Origin of the sequence: Nitrincola alkalisediminis, from assembly GCF_009821115.1 — a bacterium.
Lineage (GTDB): Bacteria > Pseudomonadota > Gammaproteobacteria > Pseudomonadales > Balneatricaceae > Nitrincola > Nitrincola alkalisediminis.
Window position 1 is genome coordinate 1 of record NZ_VYTY01000019.1, and the last position, 15,300, is coordinate 15,300.

The 15,300-nt window shown below is 47.0% G+C and carries 15 protein-coding genes and 1 pseudogene; 9 read left to right on the top strand and 7 right to left on the bottom strand.

Annotated elements, in window-relative coordinates:
- From F5971_RS18010 to F5971_RS18025, 4 genes are all read left to right on the top strand, one after another.
- A partial coding sequence (locus F5971_RS18010; RefSeq protein ID WP_246187844.1) for an electron transfer flavoprotein subunit alpha/FixB family protein occupies positions 1 to 446 on the top strand: 446 nt, incomplete at its 5' end.
- A gap of 27 nt (positions 447 to 473) precedes the next feature.
- Positions 474 to 2,624 carry a fatty acid oxidation complex subunit alpha FadB gene (gene fadB, locus F5971_RS18015; protein WP_193496497.1) on the top strand — a complete coding sequence of 717 codons (2,151 nt, stop codon included), beginning with the start codon at positions 474 to 476 and terminating at the stop codon, positions 2,622 to 2,624.
- A 13-nt stretch (positions 2,625 to 2,637) separates the two neighbouring features.
- The gene (gene fadA, locus F5971_RS18020; RefSeq protein WP_112156585.1) at positions 2,638 to 3,813 is read left to right on the top strand and encodes an acetyl-CoA C-acyltransferase FadA; all 1,176 of its coding nucleotides are present in this window, start codon (positions 2,638 to 2,640) and stop codon (positions 3,811 to 3,813) included.
- A gap of 113 nt (positions 3,814 to 3,926) precedes the next feature.
- Complete coding sequence (locus tag F5971_RS18025; RefSeq protein ID WP_193496499.1) at positions 3,927 to 4,151, top strand: addiction module protein; 225 nt, start codon at positions 3,927 to 3,929, stop codon at positions 4,149 to 4,151.
- A gap of 173 nt (positions 4,152 to 4,324) precedes the next feature.
- Here the strand turns inward: F5971_RS18025 and F5971_RS18030 are convergent, their stop codons facing one another.
- The gene (locus F5971_RS18030) at positions 4,325 to 4,567 is read right to left on the bottom strand and encodes a DUF1127 domain-containing protein (protein ID WP_193496501.1); all 243 of its coding nucleotides are present in this window, start codon (positions 4,565 to 4,567) and stop codon (positions 4,325 to 4,327) included.
- 219 nt (positions 4,568 to 4,786) lie between these two features.
- Between F5971_RS18030 and F5971_RS18035 the strand changes: the two genes are divergently transcribed.
- Positions 4,787 to 5,779 carry a LysR substrate-binding domain-containing protein gene (locus F5971_RS18035; protein WP_036513757.1) on the top strand — a complete coding sequence of 331 codons (993 nt, stop codon included), beginning with the start codon at positions 4,787 to 4,789 and terminating at the stop codon, positions 5,777 to 5,779.
- 49 nt (positions 5,780 to 5,828) lie between these two features.
- On the opposite strand, the gene F5971_RS18040 is transcribed toward F5971_RS18035, so the two are convergent.
- Together F5971_RS18040 and F5971_RS18045 are read right to left on the bottom strand one after the other, a co-directional pair.
- Positions 5,829 to 8,270, bottom strand: coding sequence for an acetamidase/formamidase family protein (locus F5971_RS18040; protein WP_193496503.1), 2,442 nt, complete (start codon positions 8,268 to 8,270; stop codon positions 5,829 to 5,831).
- A gap of 60 nt (positions 8,271 to 8,330) precedes the next feature.
- Positions 8,331 to 9,800 carry an acetamidase/formamidase family protein gene (locus F5971_RS18045; protein WP_193496505.1) on the bottom strand — a complete coding sequence of 490 codons (1,470 nt, stop codon included), beginning with the start codon at positions 9,798 to 9,800 and terminating at the stop codon, positions 8,331 to 8,333.
- Positions 9,801 to 9,960: 160 nt separating this feature from the next.
- Between F5971_RS18045 and F5971_RS18050 the strand changes: the two genes are divergently transcribed.
- Complete coding sequence (locus tag F5971_RS18050; protein WP_193496508.1) at positions 9,961 to 10,320, top strand: NUDIX domain-containing protein; 360 nt, start codon at positions 9,961 to 9,963, stop codon at positions 10,318 to 10,320.
- A 34-nt stretch (positions 10,321 to 10,354) separates the two neighbouring features.
- On the opposite strand, the gene F5971_RS18055 is transcribed toward F5971_RS18050, so the two are convergent.
- The 3 genes from F5971_RS18055 to F5971_RS18065 all read right to left on the bottom strand — a co-directional run bounded on the left by F5971_RS18055 (position 10,355) and on the right by F5971_RS18065 (position 13,007).
- A complete protein-coding gene (locus tag F5971_RS18055) occupies positions 10,355 to 11,344 on the bottom strand; it encodes a hypothetical protein (protein WP_193496510.1) in 990 nt (329 codons plus the stop codon).
- Between the two features lie 2 nt (positions 11,345 to 11,346).
- Positions 11,347 to 11,805, bottom strand: coding sequence for a DUF5675 family protein (locus tag F5971_RS18060; RefSeq protein WP_193496512.1), 459 nt, complete (start codon positions 11,803 to 11,805; stop codon positions 11,347 to 11,349).
- A gap of 332 nt (positions 11,806 to 12,137) precedes the next feature.
- A complete protein-coding gene (locus F5971_RS18065) occupies positions 12,138 to 13,007 on the bottom strand; it encodes a DNA ligase (RefSeq protein ID WP_193496514.1) in 870 nt (289 codons plus the stop codon).
- 200 nt (positions 13,008 to 13,207) lie between these two features.
- Here F5971_RS18065 and F5971_RS18070 point away from each other — a divergent pair, with 200 nt between their 5' ends.
- The 3 genes from F5971_RS18070 (at position 13,208) to F5971_RS18080 (ending at position 14,722) form a co-directional block, all read left to right on the top strand.
- Entirely contained in the window at positions 13,208 to 13,606 is a 399-nt protein-coding gene (locus F5971_RS18070) for a LysE family translocator (RefSeq protein WP_246187846.1), read from the top strand.
- A gap of 186 nt (positions 13,607 to 13,792) precedes the next feature.
- A complete protein-coding gene (locus F5971_RS18075; protein WP_193496516.1) occupies positions 13,793 to 14,278 on the top strand; it encodes a thioesterase family protein in 486 nt (161 codons plus the stop codon).
- Positions 14,279 to 14,407: 129 nt separating this feature from the next.
- Complete coding sequence (locus tag F5971_RS18080; RefSeq protein ID WP_193496518.1) at positions 14,408 to 14,722, top strand: helix-turn-helix domain-containing protein; 315 nt, start codon at positions 14,408 to 14,410, stop codon at positions 14,720 to 14,722.
- Between the two features lie 344 nt (positions 14,723 to 15,066).
- On the opposite strand, the pseudogene F5971_RS18715 reads toward F5971_RS18080, so the two are convergent.
- A pseudogene (locus F5971_RS18715) lies at positions 15,067 to 15,156 on the bottom strand (hypothetical protein); the annotation flags it as partial.
- Positions 15,157 to 15,300: the final 144 nt, after the last annotated feature.

Genomic DNA, 15,300 nt, shown 5'->3' on the forward strand with positions numbered 1-15,300 from the left:
CCAGTGTTGAGCGCGTAGAGTCTGTGTTTGAAAGCGCAGATGTTAGCTTTAGCCATGAAGCCTTGGCAAAATCTGATCGCCCCGAATTGACGGCGGCCAGCATTGTTGTATCGGGCGGACGTGGCTTGGGCAATGGCGAGAATTTCGACATGCTGTACAAGGTGGCCGATAAACTGGGTGCGGCTGTGGGTGCTTCGCGAGCAGCCGTGGATGCCGGTTACGTTCCCAACGATATGCAGGTGGGGCAGACGGGTAAGTTGGTCGCGCCGGATCTGTACATTGCGGTGGGTATTTCGGGTGCGATTCAGCACTTAGCCGGGATGAAAGATTCAAAAGTGATCGTAGCGATCAATAAAGATGAAGAAGCCCCGATATTCCAAGTGGCCGATTATGGACTGGTGGCGGATCTGTTTGAGGCCGTTCCCGAGTTAGAAGCAAGTCTTTAAACAGATCTCAAAGACAGGAGAGTGCGAATGATTTTTCAAGGTAAAGCAATACGCGCAAGTGAGATTGAAGGTGGCTTTGTTGAGGTCACATTTGACTTGCAAGGTGACAGTGTTAATAAACTCAACCAAATGACCCTAGCTGAGCTACGTGACGTCGTCACCCAGCTATCACAGATGACTGACGTGAAAGGGGCGTTGTTCAGCAGTGCAAAAGACTGCTTTATTGTCGGGGCCGATATTACTGAATTCAGCCAAATGTTTGATCAAAGTGAAGAGGCCATTGTTGAGCATTTGCTGTCTTTACATGAAATCTTCAACACGATTGAGGACTTGCCATTCCCAACGGTGACGGCAATCAATGGTGTTGCGTTTGGTGGTGGTTTTGAACTGTGTTTATCCACCGATTTCCGTGTGATGGGGCAGGCAGCGAAAGTAGGTCTACCGGAAGTTAAGCTTGGTATTTACCCAGGTTGGGGTGGAACCGTGCGCCTTCCGCGCTTGATTGGTGTCGATAACGCCAATGAGTGGATCTGCGGTGGATCCGATAAGCGCGCCGATGCGGCTTTGAAAGACGGTGCCGTTGATGCCGTCGTTGCTCAAGACGCTGTGCGTGAGGCTGCATTGGATCTGTTGGCTAAAGCAGCTGAAGGTGTGTTTGATTATCAAGCGCGCCGTACTGAAAAAACCATCGCGATCAAGCTCAATGCAATTGAGCAAATGATGGCGTTTGAGTCTGCGAAGGGCTTTATTGGTGGTAAAGCAGGTCCGCATTATCCCGCTCCTTTAGCGGCATTAGGCGCGATTCAGAAAAGTGCCAATATGACCCGCGATAAGGCCATTCAAGTCGAAGCGAAAGGCTTTGCGAAACTGGCAACCAATAGTGTCACACGTGCATTGGTCGGTTTGTTCTTAAAAGATCAGTACATCAAAAAGGTCAGTAAGCAATACGAAAAAGATGCAGCACCTGTAACAAAAACCGCGGTGCTGGGTGCAGGAATTATGGGCGGGGGCGTTGCGTATCAGTCGGCCTCTAAAGGTGTGCCTATCCTGATGAAGGATATTAATGACAAGGCCTTGCAGCTTGGACTGGATGAAGCGACGAAGCTTCTGAATGGACAGATTAAGCGTGGCAAAATGGATGCCCAGCAAATGGCGAAGGTGTTGACTCAAATTACACCCACGCTGAGCTATGGTGACTTTGACCGTGTAGACCTTGTTGTTGAGGCAGTGGTCGAAAATGCCAAGGTTAAGGCCAGTGTTTTAGCCGATGTTGAAAAAGCAGTATCACCCGACACCATTCTGACGTCTAATACTTCAACCATCTCAATCACTGAATTGGCCAAATCCTTAGAGCGTCCTGAAAACTTCTGCGGGATGCACTTTTTTAATCCGGTGCACAGAATGCCGTTGGTCGAAGTCATTCGTGGCGAGAAATCCTCTGAAGTCGCCATCGCACGGACAGTGGCCTATGCCAAAGCCATGGGTAAGACGCCGATTGTCGTCAATGACTGCCCAGGCTTTTTAGTGAATCGTGTCCTGTTCCCGTATTTTGCAGGCTTTAGCTTGCTGCTTCGTGATGGCGCTGATTTTGTTCAGGTCGATAAGGTCATGGAACGTTTCGGCTGGCCAATGGGACCTGCCTATTTACTTGATGTTGTAGGCATCGACACAGGGCATCATGCCGACAGTGTGATGGCTCAAGGCTTCCCAGACCGTATGGGGCACGAAGGTGAAAATGCGATCGATCGTCTTTACCAACTGCAACGTTTTGGTCAAAAGAACAACAAAGGCTTTTACCGTTACGAGCTAGACCGTCGTGGTAAGCAAGTGAAAGTGCTGGATGACGAAGTGCCTACATTATTGGAGGGTGTGGTTGGAGCCTCACGCGAATTTAGTGAAGACGAGATCATTGCCCGCATGATGATCCCCTTGTGTATTGAAACGGTTCGTTGTTTGGAAGATGAGATCGTCGCGACCCCAGCAGAAGCCGATATGGGCTTAATATATGGAATAGGTTTCCCTCCATTCCGTGGTGGTGCTTTGCATTACTTGGATGAAATGGGTTTGCAGGCCTTCATAGACATGGCCGCTCCCTATGCAGATCTCGGTGCGTTGTATCAACCGACCGAGAAAATGAAGCAGATGGCCGCTAACGGCGAAACCTATTTTGGCAAGTAATGGAGGAAGGATCATGAATTTAAAACCCAATGATGCAGTAATTGTGGATGCGGTTCGTACGCCAATGGGACGCTCCAGAGGCGGCTCCTTCCGTAATGTGCGTGCAGAGTCTTTATCTGCAGCCGTTATGCAGGGCATTTTGGCACGAAACCCAGGTCTGAACCCTGCGGATATCGACGATATTATCTGGGGCTGTGTTAACCAAACCCTAGAGCAAGGTTTTAACATCGGGCGTAATGCGGCGGTGATTGCGGGTATTCCCCACACGGTTGCCGCTCAAACCGTTAACCGTCTATGCGGCTCGTCCATGGCGGCCATGCACACGGCCGCAGCTTCCATCATGGCCGGTGTCGGTGATGTCTATTTAGTGGGTGGTGTTGAGCACATGGGGCATGTCGACATGACCCACGGTGTCGATATCAACCCAGAAGCGTCAAAGCATGTGGCAAAAGCAGCAATGCTGATGGGCGTGACGGCTGAAATGCTCGGTAAAATGAACGGCATTTCTCGCCAGATGCAAGACGAGATGGGCGCTCGCTCGCACCGTTTAGCCTATGAAGCACGTTTGCAGGGGCGTTTCGATAAAGAAATTATCCCCGTTGAAGGGCACGACGAAAAAGGTTTTAAGTCCTTGCTGACTTACGACGAAGTTATTCGTCCAGAAACTACAGTCGAAACACTGGGTCAACTGAAGCCAGTCTTTGTACCCAAGGTCGGCACAGTGACTGCAGGTACCTCTTCTGCTTACTCAGATGGTGCGTCTGCTATGTTAATGATGTCAGCAGCGAAAGCCGAGGCACTGGGTTTGACCCCAAGAGCGCGGATTGTCAGCCTTGCGGTTGCTGGCTGTGATCCTTCAATCATGGGCTTTGGTCCAGTACCCGCAACTCAAAAAGCCTTGAAAACGGCTGGCTTAACAATTGATGATATTGATTATGTCGAACTGAACGAGGCATTTGCCGCACAAGGTTTGGCTGTACTCAAAAATCTTAAGCTGTTGGATAAGATGGATGATAAAGTAAACCTGAATGGCGGTGCGATTGCCTTAGGCCATCCGCTCGGATGTTCAGGTACGCGCATCAGTACAACGCTATTGAATGTACTGGAAGCAAAACAAGGTCAGTTTGGATTAGCAACCATGTGTATCGGCATGGGGCAGGGCATCTCAACGATCATCGAGCGTATTTAACTATTCGTTTTGAATAGGGTTAAGTAAAAAGAGAGGCGTAGCCTCTCTTTTTTTGTCTAGTGAATCTGGCAAAGTTCGGCTAAATACACCTGACCACAAGCAGAGGTGGAGACATGAACTCAAAGCAATTAATAGATGAAGCAGTGTCACTTCCGGTTGAAGAAAGTGCCTTGGTTGTGGGTTCACTGTTGCGTAATCTAAATCATCCAGAATCTGAGATAGACAAACAATGGTCAATGGAAGCGAAACGGCGTCTTTCTGAACTCAGATCTGGTCATGTTACAGTAATTCTAGGAAATGAAGTATTTAACAAAGTTTGGAGCAAGTTTAAGGAATGAACTTTTCATTATCTGTTAGTCTTGTGCGTGACAGGCTTACAGCAAACTGCTCAAGGGCATTTCCTTCGGTCGTTTGCTGAGACTTTACCATTAGCTCCTTAAGGGGGTGCTTGTAGCAATAAAGAAGGTAAATAGACTCGGACAGCAGAAGCACCCTCATTTACAGTTCATAATCACTTCCATAGCGGTTTGTTGACTTCCTGCTCTACGTCGGAGGCGGTTAGTCCTATGTCTTCCAGTTGCGTTTTATCTAACTGTCTGAGTTTACGTCTGGTACGTGAGTTACGGATGATTTTTTTGAAGATCGCTTTCCATGGTTTTTCGTTTAGATTTTCTAATGTTGATTTGCAGCTGTTGTGTGTATCCAAGTGGCTGCTTTTGATGATGCTCATTTCGTCTGATGTGCATGCTTTCATGGTGTTTCTCCTTTTGTTAGTTTGCTTGATTACGGAGTAAAATCCCTTAATGGCTATAGTGTATTTGGAGGAGTCAGTGCTTTTATCGTTAAGGGATCTAGACCTGACCGCCTTTAGTGATCGTCTTCTTTAGATACATGATCAGCTATTCAATGCTGTGCGACAAACGAGAAATAATGGCTTATAGTTAAGAAAATCTTATTTATAAAGAGGCCGTCTATGTCTTCTGGTCGTGCTTTACCACCGCTTAAATCCTTACAAGCGTTTCGTTATGCAGCCCAGACGTTTAGCTTTAAAAGGGCGGCGGAGTCTCTTTTTGTCACGCAGGCGGCGGTGAGTCAGCAGATTAAAACCTTGGAGCAGGCCTTGGGGGTGGACTTGTTTGAACGGCACACCCGCCAAGTGGTACTGACTGCAGAAGGGCAGTATTTATTTGAGTATGTTGAGAAGGCGTTCGGCTTGTTGGAAGAAGGGGTCAAAGGGATCATGGAAGACCCAAGTCCCAATACCTTGGTAATCAGTACGGTACCGTCGTTTTCCAACCGTTGGCTGGTGTCGCGCTTGGGTGGTTTTCAAGCTCAGGAGCCGGAGATTAATCTTCGGTTGAGCCCAAGCATTGATTTATCAACTTTTGCAGACAGTGATTTGGACTTATGTATTCGTTTAGGTCGAGGCGAGTATGCGGGGCTGACTTCGCAGTTGTTATTCAGAGAGTATTTGGTATTGGTGTGTCATCCATCAATGATTCACATTGACGAGCCAATTAGGGCGCAGTTACTCAATATTCCAATCATTACCGATACAGGGCCGGATGTTCAACATGTGTGGCCTGTGTTGCAGCGATTTTTAGATCTTTACGATATGCCGATGAAGTCGCATTTGCATGTGGAGGATTCGACCTCTTTGATGGAGGCGTTGTTGTCCCGCCAAGGGTTGGCGATGATGCGTTATAGTTTGGTGTATGAACAAATTGAAAAAGGGCAGCTTATTTGCCCGCTGCCCATTTATATGAAGTCCCAGTATGACTTTTACCTTGTCGCACCTGCCCCTCATTTTAAGTATCAAAAGGTGATGGCGTTCAAGCGTTGGATTGAAGATGAAGTGAAGGTCATAGATTCGTCGTGGATGACATATTTAAAGACGCATCCCGATATGGAAGAGGTTAGGCAAGCGAGCGCTGATTGTGCTCGCGCTGTTGTTAAAGGGTGTTAATTTTAACAATTTATCGCCATCGCCATCGCCATCGCCATCGCGCTTGCTCCTAACGCTTATAGTCCGGAAAAATCGCTTTTCGGATAATTGCATGAACTCCCAAATTGCCATCGACTACTTGCGTAATGCCAAAGTCGACAGCGACGGAAATCAGTGATATGGCTTCATCTTCACTGAGTTTGTGTTCTTTCATCAAGTAATGACGCGCTTTTCTAAAGGCGTCGCGCATGGCCGCTTCCAGCGATGAATTTTTATATACCTGTGTTTGAGCATTAGGTCCCAGCTCTGCCTGATAATCGGAAAAGCTCATGCCTTGCAATACCCATTCATCCGGTGTTTCCAGAAACGGGTGGCTAAGGTCCTCCATAAAACTGCCGCTTAGGTTTTGCTTTTTATGCAGTACTAACTGAAAAATACCGGTTAACGAGCATTCGATTGCGGTGCCGCAGAGTTCTGAATCACCTTGTGATGCGTGAGGATCACCAACTGAAAACAACGCACCTGGAACAGCGACAGGTAGGAAAAGTTGAGTGCCTTTTCCAGCACGCCAGTTATCCATATTGCCGCCAAAATAGCTGGGTGGAATGGAATCGACTATACCGGATTCACGCGGGGCAACGGCCATAACACCAAAATGGGGTCTGACCGGAATCGTTGCGTTTTCGAGAATACCAAACTGTTTATTAATGCTGGTATGGTCAACGGGCACGCCTGGGTAATCGATTGTCGGATGTTCTATGCCATAGGGGTCGGTCTGGGGTGTCCACCGAAAATTATAAATTGCCTTAGCGTGAGGTGGATGGCTGTGCTGGTGGACTTCGTATAGGGTCACGACTTCACGTTTTTTGGGTGTAGTCAGTAGGTCGTCGTATTGAAAACCCCACCAAGTAGCGGCATTACTGCCAAAATGTTTTCCTAAGTATAATGGGTTACAGCTGGGGCGAGGTTGAATGTCTAAGATGCGAACCTCTAGGACATCACCGGGTTCTGCATCTGTCACATAGATGGGGCCCGTGCAGATGTGCACGCCAAACCCTTCTCCAGCCCCTCGTCCAAAGATTGATGCATCCATTGGGCCAGCTCCACGTCGATCAACGTTCTTTTTCGTGCGTGTCCAGTGAAAAACACTCTGAGCACCAGGGTCGCCATCAATCATCCGCTCACTGTCATCGGTGGCATGTTGGGACAAGGTTTCAATGGTGACAATATCACCGGATCGGATGTTGAGAACCGGTTTTATTTCATTACTGAAATAGCCCCAGTGAACCGTTTTATCTGATGCGGGCAGGTAGTATTGCCGAGGTGTATGTGTATTGGATTGAGTAGGGGGCGTGTTCTCCATAACGGGAAGACGTTTGGGTGCTAGTTTTAGAGAAAGCACATAGCGTGCATGATCATCCAGAACCTCCTGAAAAGGTTTACGCTGCTGCATAATGGCATTGTCCAGTGGAATATTTTGAGGCTGGGCGTATGCGGATCGAGTTGAAGGTTTGGTTTGCGGACAGCCACGTTGTAGTTGGACCTGAAGATCCTGAGGTGGAGCTGCACGATAATTTTTCGGTGACATGCCCATGATCTGTGAAAAGGTGCGGCTAAAGTTTGCAGCATCATTAAACCCCCATCGGTAGCACAACTGTGCAATGCTGAATTGCGCCAAAGTTGGGTTAGCCAAGTCAATGCAGCAATGCTGTATCCGTCTGCTTTTCAGGTATTCACTGAAGGTGGTACCACTGTTTTTGAACAGCTTTTGTAAATACCTGACAGACAAACCTTCTTGTGCTGCGATTTGTTCAATATTCAGTTCTGGGTCATCCAAGTAAGAATCAACTGATCGACATACTCTACGTAAATGTGCCAATTGCACATCGGTGGTATCATCCAGTGCATCTGAGTGTTTATGTGATAGACAGGCGACGAGTAGTTCGGCCAGCGTTGTTTCAAGGGCGGGTAATTCGTTTCGATCCAGATGAGCCAATTGGTCTGTCAAGGATTGCAGCATATTTAGGCATAACGTACCTATACCTTGTTGTGTACTGATCCGATTTGCTTCTTGCCGTCCTGTACGGACTAATCTGAGCAGAAAGCTGGAGGACTCCAGCTTGATTAGCATCGTTCTAAAATGGGTTTGCAGTGTCAGGTGCCAAGGTTGGTTAGGATCAAGCAGCATGATATCGCCTGAACGTAACTGAACTTTTTGGTCGGCATCTAGCACCTGTGCAGTGCCATCGAGCAGTGCAAGCACTAATACGGTGCTTGATGAGGGAGGAGCCGATTGGCTTGCAAGGGCTGTTAGGGTTTGCGGTGCTGCCGTAAGGTGCACAAATACCGAGTTGCGTGCCGACACTGACAGGGCTATATAGCCACTGTCATGGGTTGTGTCTGGGCGTGTAGCATCGCTAGATAAGCCGAGCCTGGCGAGTATATCATTCCAGGCCCATTGGCGTAGCTCTGCTGGTATGGCACTGGCAGAAAAACGTTTTAGGTCAGTCACAGCAATCTTTCGGTCCTTAATGAGTGAGTTTTTTATCTCGCAACTGTTGTGCCAGAAGGGTCAGCTTCTGCCGCGTGCCGGAAACATCGACTTTTTCAGTATCGCATGTACGCCCCAGTTGCCATCAACCACTTGGGTAATACCGAAGTCGACGGCCACTGACATCAGTGAGATAGCTTCATCTTCGTCGAGCTGCTGAGTCGTCATTAAAAAGTGACGCATCTTTCTATAGGCATCCCGCAGAGCCTTATCAACCGATGACTTACTGTAGATGTCTTCTTGGGCATTAGGTCCCAGCTCGGCTAGATAATTAGCATAGCTAAATCCGTGCAACACCCAGTCATCTTGAGTTTCCAGTAAGGGGTAGTTTAGCTCTGCCAGAGCGGTTCCTGGCAAATCTGCTTTTTTATGCAAGATAAACTGAAAAGTACCGGTTAATGAGCACTCAATAGCCGTGCCGCAGAGTTCCGAGTCACCCTGAGAGGCATGAGGGTCACCCACGGAGAACATGGCACCTTCCACGGCCACGGGAAAATAGAGCTTTGCCCCCTTACCGATGCGCCAGTTATCGATATTACCACCGGTATAACTTGGCGGAATGGAGTTCACTATATCGGCTTCTGCCGGTGCGACGCCAATCGTGCCAAAGTGTGGTCGGATAGGAATGCGAATATCACGTAGAATATTGTCTCGTTTGCTGATCGTGCGGTGATCCACGGGTACACCGGGATAGTCGATGGTGGGATGAACCACTCCAAATGGATCGGTTTGCGGTGTCCACCGGTAGTTATATACAGCTTTGGCCCAATTGCGTTCCCCTCTGGCATCGACCTCATAAATGGTGACGACCTCACGTTTTTTCGGCTCGGTCAGCATATCGCCATAGTGAAATCCCCACCAAGCTGCTGCATTACTGCCAAAGCTTTTGCCTTTGAAATCAGGGTTTCCACTGGGTCTTGGGGTCACATCCGCGATACGGACTTCAAGAATATCGCCTGGCTGAGCGCCCTGGATACGAACAGGCCCTGTGCAAATATGCACACCCGCCCCACCGCCAGCTCCAATTGCGGCATCCATAGGACCGGCTCCGCGCCGATCAACCCCTTTGCGCTGGGCATCCCAGTGAAAAATGCTTTCGGCGCCAGGGTCACCTTTTACCATGCGTTCGGCATCATCATTGGCATGATGGGTCAGCGTCTCTATGGTAACAAAATCGCCGGATTCAATTTCCACTACGGGTTTGGCAATCTTGCTAAAGTAGCCCCAAAGAACCGTTTCGGGTGTGGCGGGTATGTAGTAATGCATCGGCCCCGGCGCGTCAGCGTCCACAGTATTCGATGACGTGCCTGTAGACGCATAGCTCATCGGAGACATGCTTACGCCCATTGCTCCAAGCGATACAGCGCCGCCACCAACAAAGGCATTCCGTATAAATGAACGCCTTGCCGTATCAAACTCTTCGGTAACATCTTTCTTGCTTTCAGCGCTGATGCCGTGAGTACAACTGGAAGTGCAAATGTGTTCTGTCATGATATTTCCCCTAGAATCTAGAATAATGACACGTGAACTCGTCGATGCCGGGCTTGTTCGGCATCGGGTCTCATTATGTTCCAGAAGCTAGATTTTCCTCTTGTCGGCTGGCGCACTAATTCTTGTCGAAGAGGTTAAGCAGATACATCTATTCTAAAAAATGAAAAACATAAGAGCTAAATCTGTATGCGTATTTCGCAGCCAAGGAAAGGTATTGCTTGCCGAAAGCTTTGACCCTGCAAAGAACGAGAGGTATCTATCGCCTGTCGGGGGTGGCATTGACTTTGGTGAAAAGTCCAGGGACGCGGCTATCCGAGAAGTCAAAGAGGAGCTAGGTGAGGAAGTCGATCAATTAAAACTGCTTGGCGTTATTGAAAACCTCTTTATGTTTAATGGTCAGGAAGGCCATAGCATTTTGAAATTGAATGCCCTCTTCCAGTGTGTGGGAAGGGGCGCAGTTCTCGTTTCCATTTTAGTTAGGATATATATCCAACGTATTGAAAAAACTCAGATGGCTTAATCTCGCGTGTTGTGGATAGTTAAATGGTTTAGGATCAATTAACTACCCACAAATCTTTGACCCTAACGTAAAACTGGGTATCAGGTTCACCGTAGAAATTAACTAAATACCATTCAGAATTGTAACTAGATATTTTTTCAATAGACCCTTTTTTCGCGGTGTTTATATTAGTAATTTTTGAATCTTCACTAGGAAGCGCGTAAATTGATGCCCCATCATCTAGGACAAAAGTTTGCATCCATGGTCGTCCAAGGTAGACATCTTCGGCAAAATCATAAATATCTGAGTAAAACTCAGCACCTTCTGGCCAGGGTTTCAAAACATCAATTTGAGCATACAAAAACGTCGACGCTGAATCATAAAAGGTAGCTACACCGGAAAGTTTTGCGTAAACAGGAATAGTTACGAATCCCTCACGTTCTTGAATGAAGGTGTCTATTGCGGTTCCAAAAGGTATTAGTCGAGAATGAACTGAGGCTTCATCCTGTTCATCAGTCCGTATAAACTTATAATCATATTCTTCTATCTGAAGATCATCATAGATAAAGAACCTAGCAGCCTCTCGACTATCTTCTGCTAAAGCAATTAGATCTTTTAACAATATTGCTGACGTTTGCGATTGAGTCCCTTGAGGGTAGAAGCGTAAATTCAATGTTCTTTCAGGTTGTGCGTCGATCACTTTGGTCTCAGTTAGCTCATAATATTGAATATCCCAATAGGCAAGCAGATGACCGTAAAGATAAAAAGGCTCTTGAATAAAATAAGTAGGTGCAAAAAAATCTTCCTTCATTACAAACGCAAGGGTAGTTAAATGACCAAATTTTCTTGGTTCATTCCATCCAGTTTCTAATCTATCTAGATTCTCGTGAAAAAAACCGCCATAGGTTAGATTATCCATTTGTTTGGGTTTTGTATCTGACGTTATATGCCCTGAACAAGCCACTAGATTAAATAGAATCGGCAGTAAAATATAACTGCATCTAAAATTAATAATGGAAATGGCTCTTTTTGTGATATTATTCATGGTTATTGATATTCCGACGTGATTCTTATTTTAACGTTTTCAATACCAACACGATTTAAGAATTTTTTAAGGCGGTTTAGAGAGTTTCGACTATTAGTAACTTCATCAGTTTTTCGATCAGAACCAATTAGTAAACATCCATCAGAGTTCTCAGGTTTATTGCCAACATGTATATATATACGTCTATCTGCAGGAACATCTGAGTTATATAACCAAGGTAATGGTAAATCTCCTCTAAGTGAACGATTTCCTGTAGTTGTTTGCCATTTTAGTCTAAAAATTCCCTCGACAATGCGTTTTCTTTGATTACGTTCAAGTGTATCAGGACCTTCGAGCTCCAGAAAATAACCATGCTGAATTTCACCTGCATTAGGTAATGCATCTGGAATATGAAATTCGCTGATGGTTGATTTTTCCGTTTCCCATTTACGTGTGATTAAAATCAAATGCGTCTTTGACATATGAAATCCTTTTAAAAATCCTTGTATGCGTTATCAATCCTATACCTTTACCGTCCAATGTTATTAGCTGATTTTATGACTGTCAAGTTTTGATATTGATAGCTTGGGGGAAGTGCGATCAAGTTATCAAATTAAAGCAGCTTAAAACGATCCGCCCATTCAGCGCTCAACCTAACGTTGATTATCTGATCAAATGGAGTCCTCGCCGACAAGATCCCTTGGATTGGTATGACCTCGCTAAAGAAAAAGGTGTTTGGCAATACATATGTCCGGGCAAACAAATAGCACGTTTTAGTGTGACGTGCCATGATGCAACGGGTGGCGATTATCGCTTAGTATTCAGGATGGTGATCATCCCGAATCCTTAAAAAACTGGCGAAGCGGGGCAGGCCATTATTGGTGTAGCCGTGGTATTTATAGGTAATTGTACTGCCGATAGGCGGGGGATTAGCGCGTTCGGCATCAGAGAGCCCGCTGCCGACCGAGAATTCAATGCCTTGTTGATTACGCACTCGCAGAGCGCCCAGCATGCCGGTGTATTTGCCTCGTCCGGGCAAATGCGCAACCACCTCGGCTTCGGCATCAAAATAAGGTTTTAGCTTCAATAACGCATCGTTTCTGCCGGGGCGATGGTGTGCGCTGGCTAAATGCAGCATCAAGCCTTCAGCGCCGTTTTCAACAACAACCTGCAGATGTTCATCTAACGCTTGATTGGAATCAAAACGCAGCTGTTTTACGGCTTTGATATGCTCTGCATTTATCTGTTCTATTAAGTCAGTATAGTTTTTGTAACGCTGCTCAAAAGGAAGCTGGGCATCAGGCATGTCAAAAACCATATAACTAACTTGGCGCCATCGGTCATCGTTTGCTGTTTGGGTGCGCACAATACCACTTAGGGCTTCGAAATCCTGACGCTGTGTCCATAACTCACCATCGAGCCAAACGGCGGGTAAAGGCTCGGTGAACCAATTAGGAGCAGATATCGGGTTGCCTTGTCGTGTCAGTAGTTGTTCACCTGTCCAGATAGCCCTTACACCATCATATTTTTCACTGACTAAATAGTCACTGATGGTGATGGCGCTCTTCTGGTTATAGACCTTTGCCAGTTGCACTTGTGCTGAGGATTTCACAGAGAATAGGGCACAAGCCCCAACACACAGAACGATAAAATAAACGAGAGGGAGTTTTGAGAATTTTGACATCATAGCATCCTTGCTTGTCAGTAAGTTACAGCGCTCCTGCGCTAGCGGTACGAATAGAGTATAGCATTGGGAGTCATTTGATGCAGTGTATAAGTTATCGAATGCAAATTGTGTGAATAGGTGATTGAGTTTATCGATTTAAACAGTTAAAAGATTATAATAGAGGGCGGGCTGTTGATGCTGAGGGTTTTGATTTCAGAATAAAAGTCGGCGGGGGGCTTTATCTACTTTGGCTTGCTTTTCAGTTATGGACTGCAGACACATCTGACGCAGGGAACGAAGCGTTGGGTGGAAAAAGCCTATTTCAGTTGGCGAGGCAAGAGTTTCTCCTAGCTGCTGGCAACCCTAAGGCTATTTTGATTTTCACTGCCTTCTTGCCTCAGTTTGTTGACCCTACAGGCTCTATTGGATTCCAGTTCTTGATTTTAGGTGTGCTGTTTTTGATGCTTGAGTGGGTAGCAATAGCTGGGTATGCATTTTTTGGCAAAGCATTGCGTCATTGGTTCTCTCGCCCCACTATGCGTCGCTTGTTCAATAGAGTTTGTGCCGGACTGCTTGGTAGTGCTGGGATTGGACTTATACTGGCTCGTCGAGAATGAACTGCCGAAGCAATTAAATTCACTTCCCTGTAAGCGGGCTGAGGCCTCTGCTTCCACTGCTATGCCGCTTCGCCCCCTAAATATGGGCGTTTAAATATCAAAATTTTAAAGTGCGTACTCTAAATGTATTCCACTCAGAGTTATGATTCGATCTCTGAATACAGATTTTTTTGAGGATACCGAAACATGTCTGAGCAGCTTCTCTTACTAGGTGAGGGCAAGGTACTGCCCGAGTGGATCGATTATAACCAGCATATGAATGTGGCGTATTATGTACTGGCATTTGACCACGCCACGGACGCGCTGCTGGCGCATCTGGGGATGGATGCAGAGTATCCGACACGAGAGGGTGGATCATCCTTTGCGCTCGAGATGCATGTCACCTACGACCGTGAATTGCAGTGCGATGAGCCCTATCTGATCTATACGCAACTGCTGGATGCTGACAGCAAGCGGCTGCACTTTTTCCATCAGATGATCCACGCCACTGAAGGCTGGCTGGCCGCCACGAATGAGGTGATCACGATGCATGTCGGCATGGCCGAGCGTCGAGCAGCGCCTTTTCCGTCAGGTGTTCAAAAGCAAGTTGATCAGCTGCTTGCAACACACCAGAACCTGCCACGACCGGACAAGGCGGGTAGAGTGATAGGTATCCGGCGTAAAGCTGACTGACTCCGCGATACATGCGGCCCGGGCAGTCAGAGAGGCGCTGTCTTAAGTTTCAGCGTCTATTTGCATCATACCAAAATGAATACTATAGTTTCCTTTAAGCGCGATAAGGAACACTATGGTATTCATTCTATGAAAAATCTGTCATCCCTGGCTGAGATTGCATTGCAGCAGCTAGGCGAACATCTTCAGATTGCGCGCAAGAGCCAGCGCTGGACACAAGCAGAGGTTCAGGCTCGCACAGGATTATCACGCGTCACCATCCGCAGAATTGAACAGGGCTATCCTGGCGTGACGATGGGCAACCTGGCAACCCTGCTGGCACTCTACGGACGGGTGGAAGCGCTTGCTCATATCATCGAGCCGGAACAGGACCTGCTCGCATTGAACTTTGATCTGCCACGCAGAATCCGGCAGAGCCGAAAAGAGTATGATAATGACTTCTGAGCATGTTCCGCAGGATGGTTTTTAATATCCTGGTGGGCAATTCGGATCATCACCTGACAATCATGGGCTGCTGAAAAACATATCAGATCACCATTATCGCCTGACACCTGCCTATGATGTCGTGCCTCAGCCTAGTCAGTTTCATCTTCAAGCCATAGGTGTGGGGCAGAAGGGGCGCGAAAGCTCACTAGAAAATGCGCTGTCTGCCTCTCATATGCACTTATCCCAAGCCCATTTGCACATTGCGCCCACAAGAAAGATAGGGTAATTTCGATCAGACAACTGAGAAGTACCGACTTGCTGTGATGGAGCACCGGCCGAGCGGTAGCGTGTCTGGCGTTCAGTTAAATCCCTTTATCACTCCTGGCCCCCATGTTGCGAGGATGGCGTTTGCCATGAAACAGGATGAAGCGCTTGATCCAGAAAATGTAAGTCTTTTCAGTACGGAGGCCAGGGGAATATCATGAAACCCCTTGCTATCAGTGGCCTTAACCGAAATGAGGAGACAGAAAAATTAGCTTAAAACCAACAAGTATGGTCTGATGCAAAGATTCTATTCTCATCAGGTATCGTCATGA